Source organism: Clostridium sp., from assembly GCF_036639235.1.
Taxonomy (GTDB): domain Bacteria; phylum Bacillota; class Clostridia; order Clostridiales; family Caloramatoraceae; genus Clostridium_AB.
Map to the genome: position 1 here is coordinate 14,115 of NZ_JAVWJB010000021.1, position 15,394 is coordinate 29,508.

Below are 15,394 nucleotides of genomic sequence, written 5' to 3' on the forward strand. Positions count from 1 at the left end.
AGGGGATAGTATTGAAGAAGATTAAAAAGAAGGGAAGTAAGATCATATGCCTTGCTATAGTACTGATTTTTGGTACTATATTAATAAAACAGCAAAGTATTATTAACAGGTTAAGTGATGATTATAACCACTATGTAAATCAGGAAGAGTCTCTAAAAATACAAAATGTACAGCTAAAGGAGAGACTAGCACAATCAGAACATGATAATTATGGTGAGATTAGAGCTAGGGAAATTCTAGGAATGATTAAGGAAGGTGAAATCCTTTTTATAGATAAAAATAGGTCTAAATAGCCGATTATAAATTGACTAGGCCTATAAATTGGGATATAATAAAAAACAACTAAAACGTTAAGGGAGGAAATTTTTTAATATGACCCTACAGGTTGGAAGCATTTTAGAAGGCGTAGTAGTGAACATCACTAACTTCGGCGCATTTATAGAAGTCGGTGGTAAAACAGGTCTTGTTCATATATCTGAGATCTCAAATGCTTATATAAAAGATATTAAAAAGCATCTTAAGGAGCAAGATAAAGTTAAGGTTAAAGTTATCGGTGTAGATGACAATGGAAGAATGAGTCTATCAATTAGACAAGTACCAGCAGATAAGGTAAGCCAGAAACCAGCAGAAATTGACTGGGAGAAGGAAAAGAAAAAAGTGAATTCCCTTTCTTTCGAGGATATGATGTCTAAGTTCACTAAGGATAGTGAAGAGAAGATGCATGACCTTAAAAAAGGCCAAGAGTCAAAGAGAAAAGGTGGCTATTCAAGAAGATAATCAAGGCATATTAAATGCCTTTTTATTTTGCTTTTTTACTCCAATAAAAAACATTTAAATTTTTTCAGAAAAAGTGTTGACTATTTTTAATAAAGGTTATATAATTAATCATGTCAGCGAGATAAGTTGATCTCGCCGGAGTGGCGGAACAGGCAGACGCACAGGACTTAAAATCCTGCGGTCCGAAAAGACCGTACCGGTTCGACCCCGGTCTCCGGCACCATATTTCGCGGGGTGGAGCAGTTGGCAGCTCGTCGGGCTCATAACCCGAAGGTCAGAGGTTCGAGTCCTCTCCCCGCTACCAATTTTATATCGTGGCTGCATAGCTCAGATGGCCAGAGCATTCGGTTCATACCCGAAGGGTCGGGGGTTCGACTCCCTCTGCCGCCACCAAGAAACTCCAATTTGATTATTCAAATTGGAGTTTTTATTTTTGTCTAATTATACCTATCATAAATAAATTTTATTCTATTCTATATTTTTATTCAGGTTATTATTAAACCTATCTAGGATAGTATTTCAATCTATCAATAATAGAATGATTAAGATCATTATCATATATCTAGGAAGTTCTCCTTATTATTATTCTAAATTATATTTGTTAAGTTTCATATTACTATATATAGAAATAAATAATACTCATAAACCTAAATGTTTGTGGATAAAAACATATAAATTATAATTATATCCACAAAATAGAAAAATATTACTGAGAAATTTTTGTAGCATTCTTGCTTTTCTCCTATTATTAGAACAAAAAATATATCGCTAAGATATTTTTTACGTCGAATAGTCAAGTTCTTACCCAAAAAGCAAAGTAATATGTAATAAATATCATAGTTTTTAAGGTTATATAATGACAAAAAAATATATATATAGTTTGCTAAAATAAATTTAAATTAAAGCGGTTATGTTAAGTGTAATTCTATATAGGGGGGTAAATTAATGTACAAAGAAGAGTTAATGCCATATAACAGAATAAAGGGTGAATCGATTAAGGAAAATATAGTTCTAAAGGATGTACTAACAATAAATAGTTTGTTCTTTTATACCTGTGCTTTCTTTGCATCAAGGGTTGTTATGATGAAAATGTTTATGCCATTTGGGTTAGCCTTCTTTATTGCAGCCTATGGACTTTTAGGATTTAAAAGAGCAGTAGTAACAGGAATAGTTACTATGATAGGTTATGTTTCCATGTTAAATGGATATCTTGGAGTTTCCCATGCAGTGGTTATTTTAGTATTAATGGTTGTAGGGTTCTTTATAAGAAAGAATGATAGTCTAAATACCTTTAGAATGTGTGCATTAGCATTTGGAGTTAACCTAATATCGTGTATATTTGTTAACTATCAATTTGTTTCAGGAAGCATAGTTTTATATGATGTGTTAATAAGTTTATTTGAATGTGGAGTTGTTGTTGCCTTTGGGTTTATATTCTCCTATGGGGCTCAGGTTAGTTTCTTCAAAAAAACAAAGAGTGAAATAACAAATGAAGAAATGATTTGCCTATCTTTAATGATAGCGATAGCAGTAGCTGGTACATATGACATTCAGTATATGGGGGCAAGCCTTAAAAATATATTTGGGTTCACCATTGCAATAGTATGTGGATTTCAAGGGGGAGCAGCTCTTGGAGCAGCAATGGGTATAACCCTTGGACTTGTAAGTGGAATGGCAGACACTACAATGCCCTTAACAATAGGGATATTTGGCTTTTGTGGATTAATATCAGGTGTATTTAGAGATTTTGGTAAGATATTTACTGCTGTAACATTTGTTTTATCAGCGGCAATATTATCTTTTTATACATCAAGTTTTGCTGGTATGCAGCCAGTACTACTTGATTCAATAATAGGTGCAGCATTGTTTTTCATAATTCCAAATAGTAAGATAGCTAAGTTTTCAGTATTTAATAATCAGGTTATTATAGAGGAGAAGAAGGAAGTTAGAGGAGAGGTTTATTCAGAAAGAGTAAATACCCTTATATCAAATAGATTAACTAGAATGACAAGTGCCATAGACGGATTGTCAACTGTACTTGAAAAGTCCTATACTAATGAACTTTATGGTAAGGCAGATATAACAAGTATGGTAGAACAACTTGCGGATAAGGTATGTTTTAGTTGTGATAAGAGAAATTCATGCTGGGACAATGAACTTTATTATACAAGTAATGCCTTTGTTGAGCTTTTAGGAGTTGCAGAGAAGAAGGGGAAACTTGAAATAAATGATATTCCAAAGGAAATACAGAAAAAGTGTTTAAGGCCAAGTGATCTTACAAGACAAACTAATACTGTATTTGAAGTGTTTAGAATAAATAGTAGATGGAGAAGTAAAATAGCCAACTCAAGACTTGTTCTAGCTGAACAGTTAAGGGGAGTATCAGATTCTGTTAACTCAATGGTTAACGAAGCATTAAGTACATTTGAAATAAAAAGTATAAAGGGAGACGAAATAAAAGAGGGATTAGCAAATAGTGAATTAAGTTTTAGTGACGTTTTTGCTATGAAGAATCAAAGGAATATATACGAGGTTACAATTTATGTAGATGCTAACTTAAGTAGTAACATTAGTATATGTGATTATATAAATGTAGTTTCAGAGGTTTTAGGGGTTAGAATGTGTACAGCAAATTATACAGGAGCTAGTGTTGATAATTCAATATTACAAATAAGATTAACCCAGGAAGAGAATTATGCTATTAAAACGGCAGTTGCAAGGGCATCAGCTGATGAGGTTTCAGGAGATAGTTATACCTTTGGAGATTTAGATCAGGGAAGATATTTAGTGGGGCTTAGTGATGGAATGGGATGTGGAAGCTATGCTTCTAATGAGAGTAAAACAACAATTGCCCTACTAGAAAAGTTTATGGAAGCAGGATTTGATCGAACAGCAGCTATAAAGGCTATTAATTCGGTGCTTATTCTAGGTGATGCAGAGGAAAGATTTGCAACAATAGATATGGCAGTGGTTGATCTTTATAATGGCATAGGTGAGTTTGTAAAAATTGGATGTGCTCCAACCTACATAAAAACAAGAAATGGAGTAGATACTATAGAAAGTACAACAATGCCTGTTGGAATACTTGATCAGGTTGATTTTGAATCACATATTGTAGAAGTTGAAAATGGAGACATGATAGTTATGGTATCAGATGGGGTAACCGATGCTGATACGGATATTAATTGGGTTAAGAGATGTTTAAGTGAGTATGATAGCGGTAACCCTAAAGATGTTGCAGATCACCTACTTAAGATGGCGAAGAGTTATGTTGGTGATAGGGAGTCGGATGATATGACTGTTATAGTAAGTAAGGTGTGGAAAATAGTATAGCGAAGTATTTGACAGGATTATTCCTAAAACATTCGGAATAATCCTGTATTTTTTTTAATTATTCAAAATATCTATTGAGTTTTCTCCTTAAAAACCGTATTATATAAGTGTAATAAGGAAAAGACAAGTGGTGATAAAAATGTTAAATAAATGTATTAATACCATTGTAAAATACGACATGATAAGCTATGGCGATGAAATAGTAATTGGTTTTTCAGGTGGACCAGATTCACTTGCCCTTTTACATATTTTGTTATCTATTAAGGAAGAATATAATTTAACACTACATGCTGCCCATATTAATCATATGATTAGAGGGGAAGAGGCTTTAAGAGATGAGGAATTTTGCAGAAGGTTCTGCAGGGAAAATGGAATTACATTTCATCTTCTTCGTGAGGATGTTAATTCACTTGCAAAGAAACTTAAAATTACCTCAGAGGAAGCAGGTCGCAAGGTTAGGTATGAGTTTTTTAATAATATAATTGAATCTAACCCAAATGGGAAAATAGCACTTGCACATAATCTAAATGACAATGGTGAAACCATAATAATGAGATTTCTAAGAGGATCATCACTTCTTGGAATGTCAGGAATTAGCCCTAAGAGAGACAATATAATAAGACCTATTATTGAATGTAAACGATGTGAAATAGAGTCTTATTGTAGTGAACATAACTTAAATCCTGTTATTGATAGTACAAATCTTCAAGAGGTTTACACGAGGAACAAAATAAGACTTAATCTTATTCCATATATAATGAAGAACTTTAATAATAATATTTTAGAGAATCTTAATACTAATTCTTTGATTGCTAGGGATGAAGAAGATTTCTTATCATCTATTGCAGTTAATAGTGCTGAGAAAATTAAACTAGCTAATGGATATAGTAGGGATGAATTTAACGATTTACATATTGCGCTTAGAAGAAGGGTGCTTAGAACAATAATAGGTAATACAATTGGGGATATTAATGGAATTGAGTCTAAACACATTGATATGTTATTAGACTTTATAAAGAGTGGAGAGTCAGGTAAGTCTATTAATATTAAGAAGGGAACTATATGCACTTTAAGTTATGACTTATTTAATATTACATATAAAAATAAGGCTAGCAGTGAGATGCTTAGTATAGATGTAAAGTCACATATAGGAAGAAGTTTAAGGGTTCAAGAAGTAGTTATTGATTTAAGTATTATTACTTATGATGAGTATATAGATTCAAAGGATGATTCTATTTATATAGATGTAGATAATATATTAGATAGACTTAAAGTAAGAAATAGAAAAAACGGAGATTACATATATACAAAAGGTTTAGGCGGTAAGAAGAAACTTAAAGACCTATTTATAGATAATAAAGTGCCAAGGGAAGTAAGAGATAAATTAATTCTTATAGCAGTTGAGGGTGAAGTGGTATCTATTCTTAACTATAAAAGGTCAACATCATATATACCAACAGTAGCAACAAGAAACATCTTAAAAATACAAATTAAAGGGGAGTAAAAAATGCATAATCTAATTAAAGAGGTATTATACACAAAGGAAGAAATTGCAGCAAAGGTTAAGGAACTAGCAAAAATCATATCAGATGAATACAGAGGTAAAAGAGTTCTTTGTATTGGTATTTTAAAGGGGTCAGTTGTATTTTTATCAGATATTATAAGAGAGATGGACATAGAGGTTGAGATTGACTTTATGGCAGTTTCAAGTTATGGTAATTCTACTACTTCCTCAGGAATAGTTAGAATTCTTAAGGATCTTAACTATGATATAGAAGGGAAAGACGTAGTTATTATAGAAGATATAATAGATACGGGTACTACACTTAAGTACCTATGCCAATACCTTAAAGCAAGAAAGCCTAAATCTCTTAAGGTTTGTTGTTTACTTGATAAGCCAGAGAGAAGAAAGGCCGACATTAAAGCTGATTATATAGGCTTTGAAATACCTGATTATTTCGTAGTAGGGTATGGAATTGACTATGCAGATAGATTTAGACAATTACCATATATAGGAGTTCCTAAAGAGGAAGTTTATAGCAAGTAATTTACTTAAATTTTCTATAATTGTGGAATGATAATCCTACTTTGTGATATAATTATAGGTAAAGCTATAAAGCGAAAACTGCTAAAATGTATGGCTTATAATTAGAAAGGGGGTCTACAATGAAAAAATCCTTATTAAAGAGCTTAATGGCATGGATTTTTATTATTGCTGCCTTAGTTATAGCTGTATCCTTATATTCAAATGCAGCTCCAAAGAAAACAAAAATAGGGTATTCATCCCTAGTAACTAAAATGGATAAAGGTGAGGTTAAGAAGTTAGTTGTAAGCCTTGAAGATCTACAGGTATCAGGAGAGCTTAATGACGGAACCAAGTTTATATCAACACTAGGTTCATCCACTGAATTCCAAAAAATCATTACAGATTATAACAGAACACATGATAAAAAAGTTGATGTTGAGTTTATAGCTCCAACACAATATCCAATATGGTTATCACTATTACCAAATTTACTACTTATTCTTATGATGGTAGGATTCCTATTCTTCTTTATGCAGCAATCACAAGGTGGTGGCGGCAAGGGAGTTATGAACTTCGGTAAGAGCAAGGCCAAACTTGCTACAAATGATAAGCGAAAGGTTACATTTAAGGATGTAGCTGGAGCAGATGAAGAGAAGGTGGAGCTTCAAGAGGTTGTAGATTTCTTAAAGCATCCTAAAAAATACATAGAACTTGGTGCTAGAATTCCTAAGGGAGTACTACTAGTTGGTCCTCCAGGAACAGGTAAGACCCTAATCGCTAAGGCTGTTGCCGGTGAAGCAGGTGTTCCATTCTTTAGCATAAGTGGTTCAGACTTCGTAGAAATGTTCGTTGGGGTTGGTGCGTCAAGAGTACGTGACCTATTCGAAAATGCTAAGAAGAATGCTCCTTGTATAGTATTTATCGATGAAATCGATGCGGTAGGTAGACAAAGAGGTGCAGGTCTTGGTGGAGGACATGACGAGAGGGAACAAACACTTAACCAATTACTTGTTGAAATGGACGGTTTCGGAGTTAATGAAGGTATCATCATGATAGCTGCAACTAACAGACCAGATATTCTAGATCCTGCTCTACTTAGACCAGGTAGATTTGATAGACAGGTAGTTGTTAATGCTCCAGACGTTAAGGGACGTGAGGAGATACTTAAGGTACATTCTAAGAATAAGCCACTTTCAAATAAGGTAGACCTTGCAGTACTTGCAAAGAGAACTCCAGGATTTACTGGTGCAGATCTTGAAAACCTTATGAATGAGGCTGCTCTACTTGCTGTTAGAAGAGGTAAGAAGAGAATTGGAATGAACGAACTTGAAGAGGCTATTACAAGAGTTATAGCAGGTCCTGAGAAGAAGAGTAGGGTTATGAGTGACAAAGAAAAGAAACTTACAGCCTACCATGAAGCAGGTCATGCGATAGTTATGAGACTTATTCCTAACTGTGACCCTGTTCACGAGATTAGTATTATTCCTCGTGGAAGAGCAGGAGGATATACTCTATCACTTCCTCAAGAAGATAGAAACTATGCAACTAAGGGAGATTTAAAGGCACAGATTGCTGGGCTTTTAGGTGGAAGAGTTGCAGAGAAGATTGTTCTTGATGATATAAGTACAGGTGCAAGTAATGATATTCACAGAGCTACAAGAATAGCTAGAGAAATGGTTACTAAGTACGGTATGAGTGATAACCTAGGTCCTATCGAATTTGGAGAAGACCAGGGTGAAGTATTCCTAGGACGTGACTTTAATAAGTCAAGAAACTACAGTGAGGTTATAGCTTCTAAGGTTGATGAAGAGATTAAAGCATTTGTTATAGAAGGATACAATAAGGCAGAAACTCTTTTAAGGGAGAACATAGATACACTACATAGGGTATCAGAAGCTCTACTTGAAAGGGAGAAGCTAGAAGCTGATGAGTTTGAAGCTATTTTTAATGGTCAAACAGTTGAAGACATTAAGAAGAAAGAAGAAGAACTTGCAGCTAAGAAGGCAGCTAAGAAGGCAGCTGAAGAGAAAAAAGCACTTGAGGCCATAGAAGAAAAGAAGGCTGAAGATGATACAGAAACTGATTCATCAAATGAATCTAATCAAGAATTAGAAGGTAACAACAACCTATCAGATGAAGATAACACTTCAACTGATGAGAAAAAATAGATTAGATTAAATTAAGGCTCTATATCGTTATGATATAGGGCCTTTTTGAAACATAGGGGGTTATGTAATGAAAATTAAACAAAGGGAAGAGATTAAGGATATTTTAGCCTATGAACCAGGTAAGCCTGTTGAGGATGTAAAAAGAGAGTATGGCATTGATAATGTTATTAAGCTTGCATCTAATGAAAATCCATTTGGATGCTCACCTAAAGCTAAGGAGGCTATCAAAGGGGCAGTTGATAACCTAGCCATATATCCAGACGGTAATTCAACAATACTAAGAGAGACTATTTCAAAGAAGTTTAACATTCCATTTGAATGTGTACTTCCAAGCTGTGGGTCTGACGAAATGATAGATATTATTTCAAGGGCATACTTAAGTCATGGTGATGAGGTTATAATGGCAGATATAACCTTCCCAAGGTATATTACAGCTACAAAGATAATGGGTGCAACTCCAGTAGTTGTTCCACTTAAGGACTTTAAATATGATTTAGCTTCTATGAAGGATAAGATCAACTCAAAAACTAAGCTTATATGGCTATGTAATCCAAATAATCCTACAGGAACTATATTTACAGATAGTGAACTTGAAAGCTTTCTAGAGGGAATTGATGAAAGTGTACTTGTTGTTTATGATGAGGCGTACAATGAATATGCTGATCATGAAAATTACCCAAGAAATAGTGTTGACCTTGTGAAAAACAATTCTAATATTGTTGTACTTAGAACCTTCTCAAAGGCGTACGGCCTTGCAGCATTAAGAGTTGGGTATACTATGGCATCAAGTGAAATTATAGATGCACTTAATAGGGTTCGTGGACCATTTAACGTAAATCTTTTAGCCCAGGAAGCAGCTGTTGCGGCACTTAATGATGATGAGTTTTTAAATGAAAGTATTAATAAGAATTTAGAGGGAAAGAAATTCCTATATAATGAATTTGATAAGCTCTCAGTAAAATACGTTAAGTCATATGCAAATCATATTTTCCTAGACTCGGGCTTCCCAGCAGGAGAGGTTTTTGAAAATATGCAAAAACTTGGCGTTATTATAAGACCAATGGGTGGTACATATATTAGAGTAACAATAGGCAGTGAGGAAGAGAATAGGGCCTTCATTGATTGTTTTAAGAAAGTAACAAATAGATAAAATAGAGGCTGCTAATTAATTTAGCAGCCTCTATTTAAAATTTATATTTTATGTTATTGTATAAGTCTTTAGAAACAATCTAAGCATTCCTGTTCTTAGGAATGTTTTTTTATGTTATAATTTCAGTAAAAAAGGTGATATATATGAAAAATATAGTTCTTGAATACTTAAAGTCAACTAAAGATTATGTATCAGGGGAAGAAATGAGCAAAAGCTTAAATGTTTCTAGAACCTCAGTTTGGAAAAGTATTAATAAACTTAAGGAACTTGGTTATAATATAGAGTCCTCATCTAAAAAGGGTTACAAGCTTTTAGAAGGTTTTGATGTAATAACAAGTGAGGAGATTTCTCCACTTCTTAATAGAAGGCATATTAACTGGAACATTGAGTTTCATAGGGAAATAGGGTCAACTAATGATGAGGTTGCACTTCTAGCTAAGGAAGGTAGGGGAGAGGGCCTTGTTGTTTTATGTGATAATCAGACTAAGGGAAGAGGTAGACTTAGTAGAGTATGGGAAGATTCAGCTGGGCAGAATATAGCAATGTCTATTTTACTTCGTCCAAATATTCCTCCATTTATGGCACCGGGGATTACTCAGATAGTAGCATTATCTGCTGCTGAGGGATTATATGAAGCTACAGGATTAGAATTCTCTATTAAGTGGCCAAACGATATAATACTTAATGGGAAAAAGGTTTGTGGTATATTAACCGAAATGGACGGAGAAATGGATAAGCTAAACTACATTATTGTAGGAATGGGGATTAATGTTAACCAAAGTTCTCTTTCAAGTGAAATAGACCACAAGGCTACTTCTATTTTTATAGAGAAGGAAGTTGAAACTCAAAGAAAGAAAATTATAGCTAGTATTTTAAATAGCTTTGAGATAAACTATGAGAAGTTTAAGGTAAGTGGAATATCAGCATTTGTTAATGAACTAAAATCATCCTCAGCATTAATAGGAAAGATAGTTAATATATCTAATCCTTTTAAAACATATACAGCTAAGGTTATTGATATAGATAATGAAGGATACCTTGTTGTAGAGGATGAAAGTGGGAAAATTCAAAGCGTAGTTGGTGGAGATATATCAATTAGGGGGAAAGAATCCTATTTACCCCAATAATATTTAAAGCGAGGATATAATATGTTACTTGTATTTGATGTAGGAAATACTAATGTAGTAATTGGTGTATATGAAGGTGATAAACTTATAACTCATTGGAGAATATCAACAAGTGAAGAAAAAACAGCAGATGAATATGGGGTTATGATGATTAACCTATTTGAAATAGCAGATATTGATTACGGTAAGGTAACTGATGTTATGATATCATCTGTTGTACCAAATATTATGTATTCCCTAGAAAGGGGCATAAGAAGGTACTTTAATGTTGAGCCTATGGTTGTAGGCCCTGGTGTTAAAACAGGTATTAATATTAAATACGATAATCCAAAGGAAGTTGGAGCAGATAGAATAGTTAATGCTGTTGCAGCACTTGAAATATATAATAAGCCACTAATTATTGTAGACTTTGGAACAGCAACTACATTTTGTGCTGTTGGAAAAAATGGCGACTATTATGGTGGTTCAATTATGCCTGGAATTAAGATTTCGTCAGATGCTTTATTTAATAGGGCGGCAAAGCTTCCTAGAATAGAACTTGTTTCTCCAAAAACTTTTATATGCAAAAACACTATTCAAAGTATGCAATCAGGTATTATTTATGGATATGTTGGAAGTATAGACTATATAGTAGAGAATATGAAAAGTGAAATGGCAAGATTAGGTGAAGAGGATGTGTATGTTGTTTCAACAGGAGGTCTTTCAAAGCTTATAATGCCTCATACAAAAACAATTAACGAGTATAATGAGAACCTTACATTAGAAGGACTTAGAATAATACACGAAAAAAACAAAATTATTTAGGTGATAATTATGAAGATAGGAAATTTTATACCAGAAAACAATGTATTTTTAGCTCCTATGGCAGGAGTTACAGACAAGGCCTATAGAATTATATGCAAAAGTCAAAACTGTGGCATGACATATACTGAGATGATAAGTTCTAAGGGTATGTATTATGGCAGTGAGAAAACAGGTCTTATGCTTGATATTGATGATAGAGAAGGCAAAACAGCTGCTCAGATTTTTGGCTCAGACCCGGAAATTATGGGTTATATGGCAGAAACAATTGGTGATAACGACAAAGTATCTATAATAGATATTAATATGGGATGCCCTGCACCTAAAATAGTTAAAAATAGTGATGGTTCAGCACTTATGAAGGACCCAGCACTTGCTGAGAAGGTTATTAAGTCAGTTGTATCTAAGGCGAAAAAGCCTGTTACTGTTAAGATTAGAAAGGGATGGGATGATTCATCGGTTAATGCTGTAGAATTTGCTAAGATGATTGAAGCATCAGGTGCATCTGCTATAGGTATACACGGAAGAACTAGAATGCAGATGTATGAAGGGCATGCAGATTGGGACATAATTAAGAAGGTTAAGGAATCTATTAATATACCTTTAATAGGTAATGGAGATGTACGTTCACCTGAGGATGCTAAGGCGTTATTTGATCATACAGGCTGCGATGCAATTATGATAGGCCGGGCTGCTATGGGTAATCCATTCCTATTTAAAAGGGTAGTGCACTATCTAGAAACAGGAAATATAATAGAAGAAGTACCAGCCCTTGATAGAATAGATACAGCATTATACCATTTAGAACTTGCAGAGGAGTTTAAGGGGTATAGTGGGGTTATTGAGATGAGAAAACATATAGCATGGTATATTAAGGGTATGAAAGATGCTGCTGCTATTAGAGATGGAATTAACAAAATGACATCTAAGGACGAAATGGAGAATTACCTTAAGGAATACAGGGAATCCATTTTATAGAAAAAATGTAAATAAGCAAACATATTGACAACATAGAGTATGAGTCTTATAATATGACGTAATGAAAAGAGGGTAATAGGCAGTTTGCCTATTACCCAGTTATAATATAAACTCATCTATATAACCTGTTTATTCTTTATGAATAATAGGTATTTTTATTTCTATGATATATATTTCCTGCATATAGTGGGGATAAGATATTTTATAACGTTAAAGGGGAGATATCCATGAGCGAAAATAAGCAAGTAGTTTTAACTTACGAAGGTGTAAAGAAGATAGAAGACGAATTAGAATACCTTAAAACGGTTAAAAGAAAAGAAGTAACTGAAAAGATTAAGGTAGCTGTTTCATACGGAGATCTAAGTGAGAACTCAGAGTACGATGAAGCTAAAAACGAGCAAGCGTTTACAGAGGGAAGAATTGCTACCCTTGAAAACATGCTTAAAAATGCTAAAATAATTGATGACGAAGATATAAAAACAGACGTTGTTTCAGTTGGAGCAACAGTTAAAGTACTAGATAAAGAATTCGGTGACGAAATGGAAATTACTATAGTTGGTTCAGCAGAAGCAGATCCAGCTGAGATGAAGATTTCTAACGAAGCTCCAATTGGTGCTGGATTAGTAGGCGCTAAAATTGGAGACGTTGTTGAGATACAAATTCCAGACGGAACAATCACTTACGAAGTACTTGGGATAAGAAGACGATAAAAATTGGAGGTATAGTCAATGTCAAATGAAGAAATTAATTCATTGGATCTAAACAAGCTTGAAGAAGAATATAATCAGTATATGATGCAAAGACTTCAAAAACTTGAAGAGCTTCAAGCAAAGGGTGAAGATCCATTTCATGTAACAAGATACGATAGAACTCATACATCACAAGAAGTTAAAGAAAACTTTGACTCATTAGAAGGAACTATAGTTAAGGTTGCTGGAAGACTTATGTCAAAAAGAGTTCATGGTAAGGCTGGATTCTCAGATGTACACGATAGATACGGAAAAATCCAAATTTACACTAAACTAGATATTCTAGGTGAAGATAAACTTAAGTTTTACAAGACTCTAGACCTTGGAGATATTATAGGGGTAGAAGGTAAGGTATTTAAGACTAAAACAGGTGAAACATCACTTGAAGTTACAGACTTTACACTACTTACAAAGGCTTTAAGACCATTACCTGAGAAATGGCACGGACTTCGTGACCCAGATCTTAGATATAGACAAAGATATGTAGATCTTATTGTTAACAAGGATGTAAGAGATACATTTATGAAGAGAACTCAAATTATAAGAGCAATCAGAAGATTCCTTGATGATAGAGATTTCCTTGAAGTTGAAACACCAACGCTATCACCAATAGCGTCAGGAGCAGCTGCAAGACCATTTGAGACTCACTCAAATGCACTAGACATTGATCTATTCCTAAGAATTGCACCAGAGCTATACCTTAAGAGACTAATTGTAGGTGGATTTGAAAAGGTATATGAACTTGGTAAGAGTTTTAGAAATGAAGGTATAAGTGTAAGACATAACCCAGAGTTTGACGTTATTGAAATATACGAAGCATACGCTGACTATAATGACATGATGGAACTTACTGAGAACCTTATATCAACAGTATGTATGGAAGTTCTAGGATCAACTAAGGTTGATTACGAAGGAACTGAAATCGACTTTAAGGCACCTTGGAAGAGAATTTCAATGGTTGATATAGTTAAGGAATACTCAGGAGTTGACTTTAACGAGCATAAGTCAAATGAAGCTGCTAGAGAAGTAGCTAAGACTCTTAAGCTTGAAGGAGAACTTGTTAAGGATCTTAAGGATTGTACATGGGGAGATATCCTAAATGCTGCATTTGAAGTATATGGAGAGAAGAACATAGTACAACCTACATTTATTACAGATTACCCAGTTGAGATTTCACCACTTTCAAAGAGAAAGCCAAGTGATCCTACTCTAACTGAAAGATTTGAAGCATTTGTATACGGTAGAGAAATAGCTAACGCATACTCAGAGCTTAACGATCCAATAGACCAAAGAGGTAGATTTGAGCAGCAAACAAGAGAGAAGGAGCTTGGTGATGATGAAGCATTCCAAACTGACGACGATTTTGTAAATGCCCTTGAAATAGGTCTTCCGCCAACTGGAGGACTAGGAATAGGTGTAGACAGACTGATTATGTTCTTAACGAACTCATCATCAATTAGAGACGTACTACTATTCCCAACAATGAAGCCAATTCAAAAGAACTAATATAAAGCTGCCTTTTAGGCAGCTTTTATTTTTATTATTATCTATAATAAGTGGACTTAAAAAAGATACAATAGAGAAGTATATAATATAGGAATTACAAAGAAAATATCACCATAAAAAGTTTATAAAAAAAGTAAAAAAAACACTTGAAAAATTAAAAAATGGTGTTATAATAACATATGTAAGACGTTCCGCGGTAGCTCAATGGTGGAGCACTCGGCTGTTAACCGATAGGTTGGAGGTTCGAGTCCTCTCCGCGGAGCCAATACAAACTAGCCCTAGGGCTTTTTATTTTCCCAAGAATATAGATTATGTAACGTGGCTGCATAGCTCAGCTGGCCAGAGCATTCGGTTCATACCCGAAGGGTCGGGGGTTCGACTCCCTCTGCCGCCACCAAGAACATGTTGTTTAATGACATGTTCTTTTTTTATGTCTACTTATATATTGATTTATATATCATATCACTATGTCTATTGAGATATAGTATGTAACTTGGTTGTTAATAGGAGTCATGTAAGATCTAAAAACCCTAGTAAACCTATATTAAACGAGACTTTATAATAAGAATAAAAAAATATATAAAAATATTTCAAAAAGGGGTTTACATATTATAAATATGGGGGTATAATAAATCTTGTCCTTAAGGAACACTTGAGGGCTGAGAAAAAAGTTTAAAATAAATGTTGACAATAAAGTTGACTGATGTTAAACTAAACAAGTGATTTTGGTCATTGAAAACTAAACAGTAAAACATATAGCGAGCGTACAATAATTTTTG

12 protein-coding genes and 5 tRNA genes are annotated in these 15,394 nt (G+C 34.0%); all 17 read left to right on the top strand.

All coding sequences use genetic code 11. From position 1 onward, the window contains the following. Positions 1-11: 11 nt before the first annotated feature. A complete protein-coding gene (locus RR539_RS06695; protein WP_332473595.1) occupies positions 12-293 on the top strand; it encodes an FtsB family cell division protein in 282 nt (93 codons plus the stop codon). A 79-nt stretch (positions 294-372) separates the two neighbouring features. Continuing rightward, a complete protein-coding gene (locus tag RR539_RS06700; RefSeq protein WP_332473594.1) occupies positions 373-777 on the top strand; it encodes a S1 domain-containing RNA-binding protein in 405 nt (134 codons plus the stop codon). A gap of 134 nt (positions 778-911) precedes the next feature. Continuing rightward, positions 912-1,000 (top strand) — tRNA-Leu (locus RR539_RS06705). A 5-nt stretch (positions 1,001-1,005) separates the two neighbouring features. After that, positions 1,006-1,081 (top strand) — tRNA-Met (locus tag RR539_RS06710). A gap of 12 nt (positions 1,082-1,093) precedes the next feature. Further along, positions 1,094-1,170, top strand: a tRNA-Met gene (locus tag RR539_RS06715). Positions 1,171-1,722: 552 nt separating this feature from the next. After that, entirely contained in the window at positions 1,723-4,110 is a 2,388-nt protein-coding gene (gene spoIIE, locus RR539_RS06720) for a stage II sporulation protein E (protein ID WP_332473593.1), read from the top strand. A gap of 139 nt (positions 4,111-4,249) precedes the next feature. Next, on the top strand, positions 4,250-5,614 hold the full coding sequence (tilS, locus tag RR539_RS06725; RefSeq protein WP_332473592.1) for a tRNA lysidine(34) synthetase TilS: 1,365 nt from the start codon (positions 4,250-4,252) through the stop codon (positions 5,612-5,614). Positions 5,615-5,617: 3 nt separating this feature from the next. Then, positions 5,618-6,157: a hypoxanthine phosphoribosyltransferase gene (gene hpt / locus RR539_RS06730; protein ID WP_332473591.1), complete on the top strand. Its 540-nt coding sequence runs from the start codon at positions 5,618-5,620 to the stop codon at positions 6,155-6,157. A gap of 119 nt (positions 6,158-6,276) precedes the next feature. Then, positions 6,277-8,304, top strand: a complete 2,028-nt coding sequence (ftsH, locus tag RR539_RS06735; RefSeq protein WP_332473590.1) for an ATP-dependent zinc metalloprotease FtsH — start codon at positions 6,277-6,279, stop codon at positions 8,302-8,304. A 67-nt stretch (positions 8,305-8,371) separates the two neighbouring features. Continuing rightward, a complete protein-coding gene (hisC, locus tag RR539_RS06740) occupies positions 8,372-9,454 on the top strand; it encodes a histidinol-phosphate transaminase (protein ID WP_332473589.1) in 1,083 nt (360 codons plus the stop codon). A 143-nt stretch (positions 9,455-9,597) separates the two neighbouring features. Further along, positions 9,598-10,581 (top strand): biotin--[acetyl-CoA-carboxylase] ligase, encoded by a 984-nt coding sequence (locus RR539_RS06745; RefSeq protein ID WP_332473588.1) that lies wholly within the window; start codon positions 9,598-9,600, stop codon positions 10,579-10,581. A gap of 21 nt (positions 10,582-10,602) precedes the next feature. Beyond that, on the top strand, positions 10,603-11,385 hold the full coding sequence (locus RR539_RS06750) for a type III pantothenate kinase (protein WP_332473587.1): 783 nt from the start codon (positions 10,603-10,605) through the stop codon (positions 11,383-11,385). 9 nt (positions 11,386-11,394) lie between these two features. Further along, on the top strand, positions 11,395-12,360 hold the full coding sequence (dusB, locus tag RR539_RS06755; protein ID WP_332473586.1) for a tRNA dihydrouridine synthase DusB: 966 nt from the start codon (positions 11,395-11,397) through the stop codon (positions 12,358-12,360). A gap of 227 nt (positions 12,361-12,587) precedes the next feature. Beyond that, entirely contained in the window at positions 12,588-13,070 is a 483-nt protein-coding gene (gene greA, locus RR539_RS06760) for a transcription elongation factor GreA (protein WP_332473585.1), read from the top strand. A gap of 18 nt (positions 13,071-13,088) precedes the next feature. Further along, on the top strand, positions 13,089-14,615 hold the full coding sequence (gene lysS / locus RR539_RS06765) for a lysine--tRNA ligase (RefSeq protein ID WP_332473584.1): 1,527 nt from the start codon (positions 13,089-13,091) through the stop codon (positions 14,613-14,615). 190 nt (positions 14,616-14,805) lie between these two features. Beyond that, positions 14,806-14,880, top strand: a tRNA-Asn gene (locus RR539_RS06770). A 55-nt stretch (positions 14,881-14,935) separates the two neighbouring features. Beyond that, positions 14,936-15,012: transfer RNA gene (locus RR539_RS06775), tRNA-Met, on the top strand. Positions 15,013-15,394 lie beyond the last annotated feature (382 nt).

Excerpts from the sequence above, each read along its gene's own strand:
- lysS (WP_332473584.1), top strand. The coding sequence starts at position 13,089 with ATGTCAAATGAAGAAATTAATTCATTGGATCTAAACAAGCTTGAAGAA.
- ftsH (WP_332473590.1), top strand. The coding sequence starts at position 6,277 with ATGAAAAAATCCTTATTAAAGAGCTTAATGGCATGGATTTTTATTATT.
- greA (WP_332473585.1), top strand. The coding sequence starts at position 12,588 with ATGAGCGAAAATAAGCAAGTAGTTTTAACTTACGAAGGTGTAAAGAAG.
- hpt (WP_332473591.1), top strand. The coding sequence starts at position 5,618 with ATGCATAATCTAATTAAAGAGGTATTATACACAAAGGAAGAAATTGCA.
- tilS (WP_332473592.1), top strand. The coding sequence starts at position 4,250 with ATGTTAAATAAATGTATTAATACCATTGTAAAATACGACATGATAAGC.
- spoIIE (WP_332473593.1), top strand. The coding sequence starts at position 1,723 with ATGTACAAAGAAGAGTTAATGCCATATAACAGAATAAAGGGTGAATCG.
- RR539_RS06745 (WP_332473588.1), top strand. The coding sequence starts at position 9,598 with ATGAAAAATATAGTTCTTGAATACTTAAAGTCAACTAAAGATTATGTA.
- RR539_RS06750 (WP_332473587.1), top strand. The coding sequence starts at position 10,603 with ATGTTACTTGTATTTGATGTAGGAAATACTAATGTAGTAATTGGTGTA.
- hisC (WP_332473589.1), top strand. The coding sequence starts at position 8,372 with ATGAAAATTAAACAAAGGGAAGAGATTAAGGATATTTTAGCCTATGAA.
- RR539_RS06700 (WP_332473594.1), top strand. The coding sequence starts at position 373 with ATGACCCTACAGGTTGGAAGCATTTTAGAAGGCGTAGTAGTGAACATC.
- dusB (WP_332473586.1), top strand. The coding sequence starts at position 11,395 with ATGAAGATAGGAAATTTTATACCAGAAAACAATGTATTTTTAGCTCCT.